The 14,676-nt window shown below is 39.5% G+C and carries 14 protein-coding genes; 9 read left to right on the top strand and 5 right to left on the bottom strand.

Annotated features, from left to right (window positions below; translation table 11 throughout):
- Nucleotides 1-131 precede the first annotated feature (131 nt).
- Both J4N25_RS04880 and J4N25_RS04875 read right to left on the bottom strand, forming a co-directional pair.
- Nucleotides 132-350 carry a hypothetical protein gene (locus J4N25_RS04880; protein ID WP_207421022.1) on the bottom strand — a complete coding sequence of 73 codons (219 nt, stop codon included), beginning with the start codon at nt 348-350 and terminating at the stop codon, nt 132-134.
- 84 nt (nt 351-434) lie between these two features.
- Nucleotides 435-1,511, bottom strand: coding sequence for an SDR family NAD(P)-dependent oxidoreductase (locus J4N25_RS04875; protein ID WP_207421021.1), 1,077 nt, complete (start codon nt 1,509-1,511; stop codon nt 435-437).
- A 223-nt stretch (nt 1,512-1,734) separates the two neighbouring features.
- On the opposite strand from J4N25_RS04875, the gene J4N25_RS04870 reads away from it, so the two are divergent.
- From J4N25_RS04870 to J4N25_RS04855, 4 genes are all read left to right on the top strand, one after another.
- Entirely contained in the window at nt 1,735-2,382 is a 648-nt protein-coding gene (locus tag J4N25_RS04870; RefSeq protein WP_207421020.1) for a TetR family transcriptional regulator C-terminal domain-containing protein, read from the top strand.
- 2 nt (nt 2,383-2,384) lie between these two features.
- Nucleotides 2,385-3,707, top strand: a complete 1,323-nt coding sequence (locus J4N25_RS04865; RefSeq protein WP_207421019.1) for an ABC1 kinase family protein — start codon at nt 2,385-2,387, stop codon at nt 3,705-3,707.
- A 2-nt stretch (nt 3,708-3,709) separates the two neighbouring features.
- A complete protein-coding gene (locus J4N25_RS04860; RefSeq protein WP_207421018.1) occupies nt 3,710-4,711 on the top strand; it encodes an oxygenase MpaB family protein in 1,002 nt (333 codons plus the stop codon).
- A 134-nt stretch (nt 4,712-4,845) separates the two neighbouring features.
- The gene (locus J4N25_RS04855) at nt 4,846-5,292 is read left to right on the top strand and encodes a VOC family protein (protein WP_207421017.1); all 447 of its coding nucleotides are present in this window, start codon (nt 4,846-4,848) and stop codon (nt 5,290-5,292) included.
- Nucleotides 5,293-5,358: 66 nt separating this feature from the next.
- Here J4N25_RS04855 and J4N25_RS04850 read toward each other — a convergent pair whose 3' ends face one another.
- The 3 genes from J4N25_RS04850 to J4N25_RS04840 form a co-directional block, all read right to left on the bottom strand.
- Nucleotides 5,359-5,874 (bottom strand): DUF2911 domain-containing protein, encoded by a 516-nt coding sequence (locus J4N25_RS04850; RefSeq protein WP_207421016.1) that lies wholly within the window; start codon nt 5,872-5,874, stop codon nt 5,359-5,361.
- 5 nt (nt 5,875-5,879) lie between these two features.
- Complete coding sequence (locus J4N25_RS04845) at nt 5,880-6,710, bottom strand: NHL repeat-containing protein (RefSeq protein ID WP_207421015.1); 831 nt, start codon at nt 6,708-6,710, stop codon at nt 5,880-5,882.
- Between the two features lie 162 nt (nt 6,711-6,872).
- Nucleotides 6,873-7,340: an NUDIX hydrolase gene (locus tag J4N25_RS04840; protein WP_207421014.1), complete on the bottom strand. Its 468-nt coding sequence runs from the start codon at nt 7,338-7,340 to the stop codon at nt 6,873-6,875.
- 372 nt (nt 7,341-7,712) lie between these two features.
- Between J4N25_RS04840 and J4N25_RS04835 the strand changes: the two genes are divergently transcribed.
- The 5 genes from J4N25_RS04835 to J4N25_RS04815 all read left to right on the top strand — a co-directional run bounded on the left by J4N25_RS04835 (nt 7,713) and on the right by J4N25_RS04815 (nt 14,676).
- The gene (locus tag J4N25_RS04835) at nt 7,713-7,994 is read left to right on the top strand and encodes a hypothetical protein (RefSeq protein ID WP_207421013.1); all 282 of its coding nucleotides are present in this window, start codon (nt 7,713-7,715) and stop codon (nt 7,992-7,994) included.
- 508 nt (nt 7,995-8,502) lie between these two features.
- Nucleotides 8,503-8,760: a hypothetical protein gene (locus J4N25_RS04830; RefSeq protein WP_207421012.1), complete on the top strand. Its 258-nt coding sequence runs from the start codon at nt 8,503-8,505 to the stop codon at nt 8,758-8,760.
- Between the two features lie 124 nt (nt 8,761-8,884).
- On the top strand, nt 8,885-11,662 hold the full coding sequence (locus J4N25_RS04825; protein ID WP_207421011.1) for a M16 family metallopeptidase: 2,778 nt from the start codon (nt 8,885-8,887) through the stop codon (nt 11,660-11,662).
- Between the two features lie 137 nt (nt 11,663-11,799).
- Nucleotides 11,800-13,188: a DUF4403 family protein gene (locus J4N25_RS04820; RefSeq protein WP_207421010.1), complete on the top strand. Its 1,389-nt coding sequence runs from the start codon at nt 11,800-11,802 to the stop codon at nt 13,186-13,188.
- Between the two features lie 120 nt (nt 13,189-13,308).
- The gene (locus J4N25_RS04815) at nt 13,309-14,676 is read left to right on the top strand and encodes an exonuclease domain-containing protein (protein WP_207421009.1); all 1,368 of its coding nucleotides are present in this window, start codon (nt 13,309-13,311) and stop codon (nt 14,674-14,676) included.

Raw genomic sequence — 14,676 nt, 5'->3', positions numbered from 1 at the left:
AATCTTATTCTGTTTTGAAAACAGATGGTCACAAACATAATTTCTCTCACGTATTTTTTTGAAAGTCTAATTGTTCTTATTGCATAGAAAGAACCTTCAGGCTATTTTCATCCTCATTTGTGAGCTTCTGCTTATGAAGGTTTTTCTATTTCCCGTATTTTTCTACCTATAAGCTTTGCATCCTCCTCAGAGTAGCTGCCTGTGGTGAACTGCCATTCTCCCTCTTTTTGCTTTAGTATAGCAACAATACTTCCGGATTCCATTAATGTAAAGACATCGTTTTCTGGAATGATAGTGAACGATTTCTTACCTGCGGATATTTCAATTTCCAAATCAAATGTTTCGGCCATAATTTGTTTTTTTGTAAAAACAGATATAGCTTAAAAAGTTCTGAGCTTGTAGAAATTATAGGCCTTCTTCAACGGTCATTCAAATCAAATCGAGTTTGCTCCTTCCTTCTTCTTATTGGCTTTTCGATCACGTTTTTCCTGCTTCATTCTTGCTTTAACACCATCAGCTACTCCTTTCCCTGCTTTATCAGGACTATGAAGAGAGCCTGAAGTCGGTGGAGCAGGAGGTGCTGTTTTCATTTGGTACCGATGAATGATATTAGCAGCAATTCTCTCAGTGGTGTGCGGAAATAAATGATGCGACCGCCTTGTAGCCCGCGCTTTCCAGCCTACCGGCAGCTCTTTCCTTGGCCGTACTGACACTCTTATAACAGCATTAACAACTTTATCAGGGGAATCCATTGCAGCCATTCTTGGAGTTCCTCCACTATAGTTTGCAGCATGGCGCCAAAAAGGAGTATCTACCGCCCATGGTTCAACGGTAACCACCTTGATTTTTTTCTGGCCATCTAACCTTAACTCCTGATTAATGGCTTGACCAAGATTCAAGATCCCACCCTTGCTGGCTGCATAACTGGCATGATAGGCCAGCGGATTTTCACTCTCTATTGAACCCATGTTAATTAAGGTACCATAACCTTGTTTTCTGAACTGGTTTATTGCGGCATGGCTACCATAAATAAACCCTTTCAAATTAATATCGATTAACTTATCCTGGTCGGCCAAAGGAATTTCCCAGAATTTTCCTATAGCTCCTACTCCAGCCATATTTATCCATACGTCTATTTTACCGTATTGCTTAAGGCTTGTTTCGGTTAAGCGTTGAACATCTTCCGCCTTACTTATATCAGTGCTAACAACTAAAGCTGTTCCCCCTGCAGCTCTGATGCGGCTTGCTATTTCTTCAAGCAGATCTGTCCTTCTTGCCGCAAGGACAACATTTGCCTTATAGGCCCCTAGTTGTTCTGCAACCCCTCTTCCAAAACCACTTGATGCTCCAACTATAACAAAGGTTTTTCCCTGCACTTTCCGTTGAACTGCTGACCCTGGTTTCCAGGTAGCACAGCCACTCAAGATAATTAAGGCTAGAGACCAAAGGATTATGGCTCTGATATTCAGTGAAGAATGTGTTAAATTCTTACGAGTTCGATAAATGCCCATATTTTTTTTCAAGTTAACTGTGACAGATATCCTTGGTTTCCTTGAATATAAAATCGGGTAATTTCCACAGATGTTGATCAGGGTAGAGCGGTTTTTTAAATCTCATCTATATCTCATATTTCCTTTAATTCTACGTAGTTGCAGATCCGGGAGCTCAAAAACTCCGATATTTATTGTAGTTGAAGCAACGTTTTACGTTACTAACTTAAAGGCTATACAAAAGATGGAAATCAAAGAAAAACTTCAGGACGCTTATATAAGCCATGTTTTAATTAATGGGGAGCATCCCAAAAGCGTCTTTGTGTTCGCTAAAGAGAATGAGCTTGCTGAAGAGGAGTTTTATAAATACTATGCCTCTTTCGAAGCAATTGATCAGGATATATGGAAGGGTCTATTAAGGCTTACCATTGACGAAGTAAAAGCACAGGAAGTCTGGCCCCAATATACCTCCCGGGAAAAGGCCTTATCCTTATTCTATAGTTTTTTCGAGCTGTTAAAGTCAAAGCGCAGCTTCGTTGTTTTTAGTCTTAAGAGCTCATCTAAAGGTTTGGGAAGTCCCAGTGTATTAGATAAACTAAAGCTTGAATTTGAAGAATTTAGTGCAGATATATTGCTTGAAGGCATCGAAAGTGGAGAGTTGATGGACAGAGCCTTCATTTCTAAAAAGTATAAGGATGCTCTTTGGATGCAATTTGGCTTTGTTTTAAACTTCTGGATTAAAGATACTTCCTCAGGTTTTGAAAAAACAGACGAAGCAATTGAGAAAGGTTTGAATGTGACTTTTGATCTTTTTCAAAGATCTCCTCTTGACAATTTATTCGAATACGGAAAGTTTTTAGCTAAGAACTCTGGCATAAAAATGCCATTTTAAATATGAGCGAAAATACACCTAAAGAGCAAGATAGTATTCCCACCAGTAAGATCGAAAGGTCTTCTAAGTTTGTAAAAACTGGCTTCAAGATCGGTGGGAATTTTGTAAAGCATTATTCCAAAAAACTATTCAATCCCAGCTTAAGCAAGGATGAGCTGAACGAGAATAATGCCGCTGATATTTACGAATCGCTAAGCCAGTTGAAGGGAAGTGCTTTGAAGGTCGCGCAGATGCTCAGTATGGATAAAAATATCCTCCCTAAAGCTTATGTAAATCAATTTTCCCAGTCGCAGTATAACGCGCCTCCTTTATCGGGACCACTAATCGTTCAAACATTCAGGAAGTATTATGGGAAAACTCCGGACAAAGTTTTCGATAGTTTTGAACTAAAATCATCCAATGCAGCTTCAATTGGGCAGGTGCATCAGGCTTTTTTGAATGGTAAGAAGCTCGCTGTTAAAATTCAGTATCCAGGTGTAGGCGATTCTATCTCATCTGATCTAAAACTCGTTAAGCCCTTTGCTTTTCGGCTGCTGGGGATGAGCGAAAAAGAGCTCGATGTTTACATGAAAGAGGTTGAGGAGCGATTGTTAGAAGAAACAGATTATGAGCTGGAAGTGCAACGCTCGCTAAAGTTTTCACAAGCCTGTTCGGTACTTGAAAATGTGGTGTTTCCGGAATATTATCCCGAGCTATCCAGCAAAAGAACGATAACTATGGGTTGGCTGGAGGGGCTTCATTTGAAGGAATATTTACAAACCAACCCTTCGCAGGAGGAGAGGAATAAGATAGGACAAGCCTTGTGGGATTTTTACAATTTCCAGGAACACGAGTTACGGGCAGTCCATGCTGATCCCCACCCTGGAAACTTTCTGATAACTCCGGAAGGGAAACTTGGCATAATTGACTTTGGGTGTATAAAGGAACTTCCCGATGATTTTTACTATCCCTTTTTCTCTTTGGCTCTAAAGGGAGCTTTGAATGATAAAGAATCTGCTCTTAAAGCATTTCGGGAGCTGGAAATGATCTTACCTAAAGACTCGCCCCAACAGGTAGAGTTTTATTATGAGAACTTTTCAGAAATGATCGCGTTATTCACCCGTCCTTACACCAGTGGTACCTTTGATTTTAGTGAGAGTAGTTTTTTTGAGCAGATCTACGCTTATGGTGACCGTATGGCACGAATGCCTGAGTTCAAACAGGCGAGGGGAGTAAAGCATTTTATTTACATCAACCGGACCAATTTTGGCTTGTACAATATATTACATGAGTTAAAAGCCACTGTTAAAACAGATACTTATCCGCCACACATCAAACGAGATTAACTATGTCCCTGGGATTTCCTTACAACGATGGCTTCTTATCGGCTATGCGCCAGGCAGGAGATCCCCGGGCTGATACCTTTATTTCCAATTGCTTTAGTGATAGCGTGCTTAAGCAGGAGCTGTACAATTGGATGAAAAGTGCAGATCAAAACTCTGATTTGACCCGTGTACCCTTACCTTTTGTATCGGAGGATATTTTTACCAGGGCCCAGGATCTTCCTGTTTGGGCAAACGAGAAGTTAATGCAGCGGGGTTGCCAGTTCTTTGGTCGGTATCAGAATTCCATCATGCAACTTCTTGGTCTATTATCCTTGCCTTATTGCTATGCTGCTGCTAACGGAGCAATGGTGCTTTACCTTTCAGAGCGGTTGAGGAATGATACCTCGAAGCGATTAACCGATACCGGAGAATTTGTAACTGACGTTCAAACACCGGGTGCTTTTGCAGAACACGGCAGAGGCTTCGCCGGAATTTTGAAAACGCGCCTTACTCATGCTATAGCACGTTTCTATACCTTGCGATCGGGTCAGTGGCAAAATAGCTGGGGATTTCCCATCAACCAGGAAGATATGGCAGGAACAAGCCTGGCCTTTTCACTAATTGTGATAAGAGGCCTTCGGAAAACCGGGGTAACGATCGCTGACAAAGATCAGCAAGCTTTCTTGCACCTGTGGGCAGTAATATCCTATCTGCTAGGCGTTGACGAAAGATTAATTGCCCTTAATGGAAAAGCAGCTAACCTATTGGAAAAGGCAATTCGCAACCGACAATTTAGTGAATCGGAACAGGGGAAAGAGCTGACACAGTCCTTAGTTAAAACCTTCGCTGACTTGGATACAGAGTCAAAACTTACAAGGAAGGATGTGGAACAGCTCATTAGTTATTTACTTGGTCCTGAGATCTCGAAATTGCTGGGTCTTTCCGAAAAGCCAGCCTTCCATACAAAATACCTCCTGAAGATTTTCTCAACTTTTTCCACCTGGAATCCCTACTTCGCTTCGTAGAAGGTTATTTAGGGCTTTGTGATGAGCTGTTGTGTAATGACGAACAGTTTCTTAAAAACTTAAATAAGAATTAACATAATATTCTTAGTTTCGATAGGAACAGCACTCTAATTAACTCTAATCAACAAACAGAAATGCCAACAGTAAACGTTTATTTGAATTTTAATGGAAATTGCGAAGAAGCCTTCAATTTCTACAAAGGCGCATTTGGCGGAGAATTTAACTATCTCGGTCGCTTTAAAGATATGCCTGCTCAAGATGGAATGCCTCCCTTGTCTGCGGAACAGGGGGAACTGATCATGCATGTTTCACTTCCTATAAGCAATGAAACAATGATAATGGGCAGTGACACAGGTGGAGAATGGGCCACTTCATTCAAGCAGGGAAACAACTTTTCGATATCTATCAATGCAGATGATAAGGAGAATGCAGATCAGCTTTTTGCTAAACTTTCAGAAGGAGGCCAAATTACAATGCCATTGGGAGACACGTTTTGGGGAGATTATTTCGGAATGCTAACAGATAGATTCGGCGTAAACTGGATGGTTAGCTTTAATCAGAATCAGCAAGCATCAATGTAAAAAGACAACGGCCATCAATTTTCGTTTGACGGCCGTTGTTTTATCCGGATTTAATCAGGCTTAATGTTATTTTATTTCGAATTCAACCTCGGTGTCTCCCCATTCGATAGATACTTCACCTGATTTGGAGATCTCGAAAATCAATTTTTCTTGAAATTTCTCTGATTTCTCAGGTTTTACACTAACTCTCAATTGATCTTCAGCCTCTGAATATTTAGTACCCCATTGATTCCAGGTTTTATTAAATATTACCACCCATTCGTTTTCTCCGGGAATTGTATACAGGCCATATTTTCCTGCAGGTAGAGTTTGTCCTTTGATCTTTACATCCTTATCAGTTTCGAAAACTGTGGCCTCGTTTGCTCCTGTTCTCCATACCTTACCATAAGGTACGAAGTCTGTACCTATCTTACGGCCTTTTAATGCAGGCTGGCCATAAGTGATGGTAATTGTTGCGCCCTTTTTTGTAGTTTCTGTTACCGTAATGGGAGGACTAACACGTTTTGATTTGTCTTGCTGAGCAGAAGCAGAAAATGCTGTCACCATTGTGAATACAATTGCTGCAAATAGTGTTTTTTTCATGTGGATTATTTATTATTATTCTTCAGTTGGTAAGCAATTACAGTTTTATTGTTAAATGTAGGAATATAAACAATGTTCTTATCTCTATCCAGGCCTATATCCGCTGTATTTATTTTTGACTCCTGAGTATCCAGGAGAAGTTCGATTTGCCCGTTACTTGAAACGTAGTAAACCAATCCACTCCAGCAACTTACAATGAAATCCCCATTTTTTAATGGCTCTAGTCCATCCCCATTTTTAGCGAAGCCCTGGGCTATAGTTGTAATAACTTTTTCTTGGTTAACCCTTATCATCTTTGTTCCTGAAAGAATATAAAGATCATTGCCGATCATTTTTAGCCCGTTAGCATCACTAATGTTTTCCATCCAAATTTCCGCCTTATCGTTTTTTATACGGTAAATTTTCCCTGTGCGTGTATCGGAAACGTACACTACGCCTTTATTATCTATTGCAACGTCATTAAGGAAAACAGAACCCTCGGCCGGAATTCTTGTTTCAACTTTTCCTGAGCTCGCGTTAACAACAACAACTTCTGTCAGATCAGCTACATATAGTTTGTTCCCATGTTTTCCCATACCTTTCGGTGCATTTAAGCCGGTAACCCAACTCGCGTTAGTGATCTTGCCATCCATGCCAACTTTAGCAATTCCTCCTTTACCATCCGCCGCATTTGGAACGCCGTCGATAAGGGAAACGTATAACATCTTTTCGTTGAAGTTTGGTAAAACTGATTCTGGAATTGCCAGTGAATCTGTTTCCCATAACTTAACCAATTGATGTTGAGCCTGGGCACTGCTAACAACAGCAAGTATTAGAAGTGGAAAAAGTTTTTTCATAAATGTTATTCTTATTCAACTTAAGTTCGACTACCAAATAAAGTAAAAGTTCAATGTTTCCTGCCAAAAATATAGACTTTTCTAATTTTTAGTAAAACGAAGTAAAGGTAAAGAAATGAAAGGGCGCGAAGGCAGGTATACAGTCAAAAGCAAGGTAACAACTTAAAGACTTTTTAGCATTTGTTCAAGCTCATCCAGAACAGGAATCTGAGATGAATTTAATTTTTTTCTCGCTTCTTCAAAACTATACCATTCTGCCTTATCTGTTTCAGGAAATTCTTTCTTAATTCCTGATTTTGGTGGCCACTCCATTTCAAATAAGTTAGAGGAGATAAAAGGTGTTTCGAAATCTGCTTCTGTAGCCCATATTTGTAGGTTCTTGCCGCCTTTAGTTTTTACAGGAGTCATAGCTATGAAATTTTCAGATAAAATGGAATTTCCTGTTTCTTCATTAAATTCTCTTTTAGCCACCTCTAAATCTGTTTCTGTGAGTGGGTCAAATTCCCCTTTTGGTATAGACCATACCCCATCGTCTTTTTTTGCATAATAAGGCCCTCCGGGGTGAACAAGCAGCACCTGTGCACTCCCTTCAGTTATTCTGTAAACCAATATTCCTGCTGTGTATTTCATACACTATGTGTCTTGTTAAATATTTTGAATATTCTTTTAACGACCAGCGTATTGATTAGTTCTTTGATCACCGGTGAAATTTAATTCTGTAAAATAGATAAAACGTCTACAAAAAACAACATCTGTATCTGTTTTAGGTCTACATTTTACTACACTATTCGACCGCCTTTGTAACTTAATTGTAACTTTGATAACGAAGAGTAATTATTTTTTGAATAATTTTATCAGATTCAATAATTTTATAGAACATTTTTAGGAAGTAGCGGATATGGCTTAGTATTTGTTAATTATTCTTTGACTTTACGGGGCCGAAATGGCGCACTACCTAAAAGAGTTTACAGGTCTTATTTCTCAAAATTTTAAGGAGGTTATATGAAATTAAAGGAATTATTATTAAATGGTTTCAGCTTTAACGAAATTCTAAGGCAGTTCTCAATCGAAAAATCCGATTTTACTATTCAGGATGAGGACTTGATATTGTCGAGAAAAGATCTGGCGAACAAAGAGATTTTAAAAGAGAGGGTATTAATTCAGGGCAAAACAAATAGTGGTATCATTAACTTTTTTGGCACCCTTCATTGTAACTTTCTTAATCAACTGGCAGTATTTGAATTAGACTCTGTAGAGCAACAGGGTGTTAGTACAGCTGCGTAGTTATCAAAAAATAAACACCTCTTATGATTTAAAGAAAACAGGCTGCCTAGAGTAGGCGGCCTGTTTTTTTATATAAAACACAACAAGTGCTGCAATCTTTTTCAAAATAAGTATCTTTACCTGAGCACCTCATGCTCTTTTATCTATTAGTCCCTTTCCTTAATATTTCCCTTACTTATACCGAGGTTATAGCGACCTTACAGCGACCATATAGCGACCTTATAGCGATATTTGTCCGTAAATGGTTCGTACATCCTTCTCACCTGATTCGGGCATATGGCTTGGATTATGTCAGGTTGATTTGGAAACTAATTTGCGGGAAGGGCCCGGGAACCGAACAAGTACCGAACATGACCTGAAGCTTGTACCGGTTTATTAAAGCTTTAACTTGTTTTGATCCATAACATCAGGTTAAAAGATGTAGACACCTTGATGAATTAGTTAGCAACTTTTTTGACAGGTACTAAACATTGCCTCTATCCGATGTGTTATTAAAAAAAACTTTTCTATGTCTACACTAAAGCGTTTTAAAATAAATTTCCCTGTAAATGGCGAGGACCAGGAACTCTATGCAGAACCTATGGACTTGAACCATCGTATGTATTCTCTGGAAAGGAAGTTAATGGATCCCCATCCTCTTTTGATTGAACATACAGAGGGAGGTTGGAAGGTTACTTCTCAAGATGATTGGAATTTGAGCCCTCAGGATGTGAACGAGCTAGGTAATTTTCTTGAGCGGGAATACCATGTGCGGCCTCAGGAGTAGGGGTTAAAAACTTTAATAGCTTATTTTAATTGTAACAGGCAGTGTATTTGGAATATTTACACTGGCTGTTTTTAAATATTCTATAAAGTTTTTTAATTTGCCGGACTTAGAATTGCACCTTATCATGCGCCCCAAACCAAGCCAGTTTTTAGTCCTGATTGCCTTTTTATTCCTTACCACAGTTGTAAAATCACAACAGAACCTTCCTGTTCCTTTAGACCCTATGGTCAGGTTCGGTAAACTGAAAAATGGCTTTACCTATTATATCAGAAAGAATTCGACTCCCGAAAAACGTGCTTATTTTTATTTAGCTACTAAGGCAGGTTCTATCCTTGAGCAGGATGATCAACAAGGTTTAGCTCATTTTATTGAGCATATGGGTTTTAATGGCACCGCCCACTTCCCTAAAAATGAACTTATAAACTATTTGCAAAAGTCGGGAGTGAGGCTAGGGCCGGACTTGAACGCTTTTACAAATTATGACGAAACTGTATATAAGCTTCCGGTTCCAACCGATGATAAAGAAGTATATGATAATGCTTTTCAAATAATCAGGGACTGGGCTCAGGAAGCTACGATGGATTCACTGGAAATTGAAAAAGAGCGCGGAATTGTACTGGAAGAATTGAGGTTGCGTAAAACTGCACTAGAAAGAAATCGCGAAAAATATTCTAAAGTACTTTTTAGGAACTCACTATATCCACAAAGAAGTCCGATAGGTAAAGAGGACATAATAAGCAGCTTTAGCATTGGCGCTTTAAAGAGATTTTATGCTGACTGGTACCGGCCTAACCTCCAGGCATTGATCGTTGTTGGCGATATTGACGTCGTAGAAGCGGAAGCTAAGATTAAGAAATTATTTCGTGATCTTAAAAATCCTGAAAAGGAGCGTGAGCGAATTAAATCTTCCATTTCTTTAAATGGCACCAATAGTTTCCTCGCTATAAATGATAAAGAGAATACGGCTACTACTGCTTTGATCTACATAAAACATCTTGTTATGCCCCAGGAGACTGAGGCCGATTATATTAATCTTATGGCAAGGAATATTATTAACCAAATGTTGTCTGAGAGATTCAGGTTATTGAGTCGCGAAGCAGACCCTGGTTTCAAAGCTGCTGGCTCAAGTATAAATTTCCTTACCGCTAACCTCGATGCTTTTTATCTTGCTATTACTCCCAAGGAAGGCCAGCTGGAGAAAGGCTTTAAATCAGGATGGCGGGAAATAGTCAAGATTAAAAGGTTTGGTTTTACAGAAGAGGAGTTCCTCTTACAAAAAAATAAGTATCGTGGATCCAGGGCATATTTGTTAAGGGAGCGGGACAAAACATCTTCTCAAAATTACGTCGAGGCCTATACGCAACATTTTCTTAAGCAGAGAGCTGCGCCAGGAATTGAACAAGAAATGAGATACATTGCCCGGTATCTAAACCATATAAAACTATCGGATATAAATAATTTCTACAATCAGTACGTCAGCAATTTTAACAGAGATATTTTCCTTACCGCTCCAGAACATGTTGTACTCCCATCACGCGAAGTCGTAGAAAAATGGATGGAAGAGGTGGAGGCTGAAGAATTGAAGCCCACTGAGGGAGTTACGATAGAAAAAGATTTACTTGCAAAGAAACCTGTAAAGGGAAAGATCGTGTCTGAAAAAGAGATTAAGGAGGCGGGTGTGACAGAACTCGTTTTGGGGAATGGTTTGAAAGTTGTTTTAAAGCCAACCAATTTCAAAAATGACATCATTTTTTCGGGCGTAAGTAGTGGAGGTACTTCTGTTTATTCTGATTCTGATTATCCCTCTGCTTACCTGGCAGAATCCATATTATTAGCCTCTGGTGTGGGAAGTTTCTCTGCCGTAGACTTAAGAAATTATCTATTAAAAAATCCCGTAAATGTAGTGCCCTTCGTTCGAGAAAAGACACAGGGTTTTACTGGTGGTTGCCTCGAAGCCAGGATTGAAACAGCACTTCAGCTTATCCATCTTTATTTTACAGATCCAAGAAAAGATTCGCTCATTTTCAAGTCCCAGGTAGAAAAGTATTCCGAGTTTCTCAGAACGAGGGGTAATAGTCCTGCGCGGGTATTTAGTGATTCCGTTAACGCTGTAATGACTAACTACAGTAACCGATTTCGGTCTTTAACAGAACAGGAATTGTCGACAGTAGAATTGGATAAAGTACAGAAAATTATTAAAGAAAGGTTTTCTGATGCATCTGCTTTTACTTTCACTTTTGTCGGCGACTTTTCTGTAAACAGATTGAAACCCCTCATTGAGCAGTATCTGGGTTCTTTACCTGCAACTCATAAAGATGAAAAGTCTAGGAGTAGGTATAAACAACCTTTAGGTATTATCAAAAAAACTATAGCGCGCGGACAGGATTCACGCGCTAGTGTACAGCTTGTTTTTTCAGGTGAATTGGAGAAGTCCGAATACGAAGAGTTAAAGCTTGATGCTTTAGTATCCATATTAAAAATCAGACTAATGGAAAAACTAAGAGAAGAGGATGCGGGTGTCTATACAGTTAATACTCGTTCTAGTACATCTCAGGGGTTAGGCCGTTTTACGATAGATTTTACTTGTGCACCTGCGAATGTTGGGAAAATGATTTCGGAGGCAAATGATGTAGTTCGGGAATTAACAATGGCTGGGCCGGGGGCCCTTAACATTAACAAATATCAGGCAGAATTCAGACGGCAAACGGAGTTGAAGCTTAAAACTAATCAGTTTTGGGTAAGCTACCTCGAATCGCAATGTCGAAAGAATAAGCCTTATGATGAGGTTTTCTCCCACACCTCTATTGTAGACAGCATGACAAGTGAAGACCTCAAAATTAGCGCTCAGCGTTATTTGAGCGGGAGGAATTATTTAGAGTTTATTTTGTTACCTGAGAAGTAGCATTACATTACTTGATCCTGGGATTTCAACTGCTGGAACTTTATTCAAACAGCTGGTTTAAATCTTTGACTATTAGTTCGTTTTATGTAATTCATTCTATTGCCTTATATTCGCAGCGTAATTTGTTTTTCCTTTAAATGAAAAAGAAGAGTTTAGCATTCGGAGCTTTAGCTTTGCTCCTTACTTCATGTAGTACATCAAAAAAAGTCGAGGCACTTAAACCAGAAGCCAGCTACAGTAAAGAGGTTGTATATGATAAGCAGCTTTCTTACGTACAGTTGCCAGTTGAAATTAGCGTTGCTGATATTCAGAACCAGACAAATAAATTTTTGAACGGACTTATTTTTGAGGATAATAAGTTGGAAGATGACAACCTGCAGTTAAAAGTATGGAAGCAGGGGCCAATAGTGGTCACCGAGAATGGTGGAAAGCTGCATATTGAGCTACCGATGAAGGTTTGGACTAAGATTCGGTATGGCGTTGATAAGTTTGGCCTCTCTGCTTATGATACACGTGATGTAAACCTCAATGGTGTTATTAAAATTAATGCAGCAGTTAGTCTTAACAACTGGAAGCTCTCTACTCAAACTCAAGTTGCAGGAATAGAATGGAAGGAAAGTCCAACTATCTCTATAATGGGTAAGAACATGCCTATTACGTACCTCATAAATCCGGCAATAGCAGCTTTCAAGGGTAGGATGGGGCAAATGGTTGATCAGTCTATAGAGAAAGCCATTGATGTAAAACCTTACGTAATTGATGCAATCCAATCGATAGCCCAACCAATGCAAGTTAATCAGGAGTATAACACCTGGTTTGGAATTCAGCCCCTGGAGCTTTATGCAACGAAGGCTGTTGTGGCAAATAAAAAGATTACGATGAACTTGGGCATGAAGGCTTACCTTGAAACTGTGGTAGGCAACAAACCGGGTTTAGCCTTTGATAAGAACAAGCTTGCTTTAACTGCTGTTGAAAAAATGCCTTCAGAGTTTAATGCAAATATTGCCAGTATAGTTACCTATCAGAACGCTGCTGCCCTGATGCAGAAGAATTTTAATGGGCAGAAATTCGAGTCGGGTAAACGCTCGGTAACTGTTTCTAGCATTAACCTGTGGGGTAAAGATGGAAAGATGATTGTTGAGGTAGGAATGAAGGGAACTGTAAATGGCATGTTTTATCTATCGGGTATTCCTAAATACGATGCTGCAAAACGCGAAGTGTACATGGATGAGGTCGACTTTGTACTTGATTCAAAGAACAAGCTGTTGAAAACGGGTGATTGGTTGGTTCATGGTTTAATTGCAAAGAAGATCCAGGAAAATTGCCGCTTTTCTATCAGTGATCAGTTGAAGGAAGGCGAAAAGACAATGGCCGGATTCCTGACTAACTACGAGCCCATGAAAGGGGTTAAGGTAAATGGTGCTATGACCCAACTTGCCCCTAATCGTATATTCCTTACACCTAATGCACTTGTTGCAATGGTAGTTGCGAAAGGAAAAGTAGGTATAAGTATTAATGGAATATAAGAATCGAACCTGATTTTTAAGGTTGAAAAAGGGAACTTCCGTTCCCTTTTTTTATTTACCGTATTTAATTTTCTGATTTCTTTTAAGCTAAAATTATTAGTAATTCTTAGCTTTGTATAAATGTACGCCATTGTAGATATTGAAACCACGGGAGGGCATGCTAGTGCTAATGGGATTACAGAGATTGCAATTGTAATTCACGACGGCAAAGAAGTGGTGCAGCACTATCAAACCCTGATAAATCCCGGTATATCAATACCTATTTATATTTCAGCTCTTACTGGCATTGATGACGATATGGTGCGGCAGGCACCTCCTTTTAAAAACGTGGCGGCAGAAATTTATGATCTGTTGCAAGGAAAGGTTTTTGTCGCTCACAACGTAAACTTCGACTATTCATTCGTTCGTCATCACCTTTCTCAATCTGGTTTTGACCTTCAACTAAAAAAACTTTGTACTGTTCGCTTAGGAAGAAAAATTTTGCCTGGCTATGCTTCTTATAGTCTGGGTAAGCTTTGTAAGTGTTTGAACATTGAAATAGAAGGCCGGCACAGGGCTGGGGGGGATGCGCACGCTACAGCAAAATTATTTACAATGTTGCTGGAGAATGATAAAGAGGGCCTGATACAAAAATCCTTAAACAGGAATTCTAAGGAGCAGCAGCTTCCTCCTTATTTGAACAGGGAAGAGCTGGATAAATTGCCCTCTTGTCCGGGGGTTTACTATTTCAAGGACAGGAAAGCTAAAGTAATCTACGTTGGAAAAGCAATAAACATCAAGAAGCGTGTTTATTCTCATTTTTCCGGAAATAATTCGGGTCGTCAAAGACAGGAATTTCTCCGGAATATACATACTATCGACTTCAAGGAGTGTGGAACTGAACTCATGGCTCTTATACTTGAAGCATCTGAAATAAAACGTCTTTGGCCCGAGAATAACAGGGCATTGAAGCGTTTTGATCTCGCATATGGTTTGTATGTTTATGAAGATCAAAAAGGCTATAACCGATTAATGATCGATAAGAAGAAGAAATTTTCTACCCCGGTTTATAGTTTCAGTCAGTTGTCTGAAGGTCACAACCTCATTAAAGTTCTGATGAAGGAATTCGAACTCTGCCCTAAACTTTGCTTTATCCAAAGGAATTCGGAGCCTTGCATAGGAGTTGAGGAGGAACATTGTCATGGTGCATGTGAGGGTAAGGAGCATCAATGGAGCTATAATCAGAGGGTAAAAGCAGCACTTGCGGGATTAAAGGCTGGTCTACCCTCTTTCGCTTTTATTGACGAGGGCCGGACAGGGGAGGAGCACAGTGTTGTGTTAATGGAGAGCGGTCAGCTTAAAGGTATGGGATACTTACCTAAAGACCAGGATTTGGAGGATGTTTTAGCAGTTAAGTCTTTTTTAGAGCCTTACCCTTCCAATGATTATATACGCACTGTGGTTCAAACTTTCGCTTCTAAATATCCTGAGAAAGTCGTGAGAATTTAG

Source organism: Desertivirga brevis (assembly GCF_017355835.1).
The sequence above is the reverse complement of the archived record's forward strand: the minus strand, read 5'-3'. Positions and strand labels throughout refer to the sequence as shown.

Coding starts and splice junctions, on each gene's coding strand:
- J4N25_RS04845 (WP_207421015.1), bottom strand. CDS start 6,710: ATGAAAAAACTTTTTCCACTTCTAATACTTGCTGTTGTTAGCAGTGCC.
- J4N25_RS04820 (WP_207421010.1), top strand. CDS start 11,800: ATGAAAAAGAAGAGTTTAGCATTCGGAGCTTTAGCTTTGCTCCTTACT.
- J4N25_RS04860 (WP_207421018.1), top strand. CDS start 3,710: ATGTCCCTGGGATTTCCTTACAACGATGGCTTCTTATCGGCTATGCGC.
- J4N25_RS04830 (WP_207421012.1), top strand. CDS start 8,503: ATGTCTACACTAAAGCGTTTTAAAATAAATTTCCCTGTAAATGGCGAG.
- J4N25_RS04865 (WP_207421019.1), top strand. CDS start 2,385: ATGAGCGAAAATACACCTAAAGAGCAAGATAGTATTCCCACCAGTAAG.
- J4N25_RS04850 (WP_207421016.1), bottom strand. CDS start 5,874: ATGAAAAAAACACTATTTGCAGCAATTGTATTCACAATGGTGACAGCA.
- J4N25_RS04825 (WP_207421011.1), top strand. CDS start 8,885: ATGCGCCCCAAACCAAGCCAGTTTTTAGTCCTGATTGCCTTTTTATTC.
- J4N25_RS04880 (WP_207421022.1), bottom strand. CDS start 350: ATGGCCGAAACATTTGATTTGGAAATTGAAATATCCGCAGGTAAGAAA.
- J4N25_RS04815 (WP_207421009.1), top strand. CDS start 13,309: ATGTACGCCATTGTAGATATTGAAACCACGGGAGGGCATGCTAGTGCT.
- J4N25_RS04870 (WP_207421020.1), top strand. CDS start 1,735: ATGGAAATCAAAGAAAAACTTCAGGACGCTTATATAAGCCATGTTTTA.
- J4N25_RS04835 (WP_207421013.1), top strand. CDS start 7,713: ATGAAATTAAAGGAATTATTATTAAATGGTTTCAGCTTTAACGAAATT.
- J4N25_RS04840 (WP_207421014.1), bottom strand. CDS start 7,340: ATGAAATACACAGCAGGAATATTGGTTTACAGAATAACTGAAGGGAGT.
- J4N25_RS04855 (WP_207421017.1), top strand. CDS start 4,846: ATGCCAACAGTAAACGTTTATTTGAATTTTAATGGAAATTGCGAAGAA.
- J4N25_RS04875 (WP_207421021.1), bottom strand. CDS start 1,511: ATGGGCATTTATCGAACTCGTAAGAATTTAACACATTCTTCACTGAAT.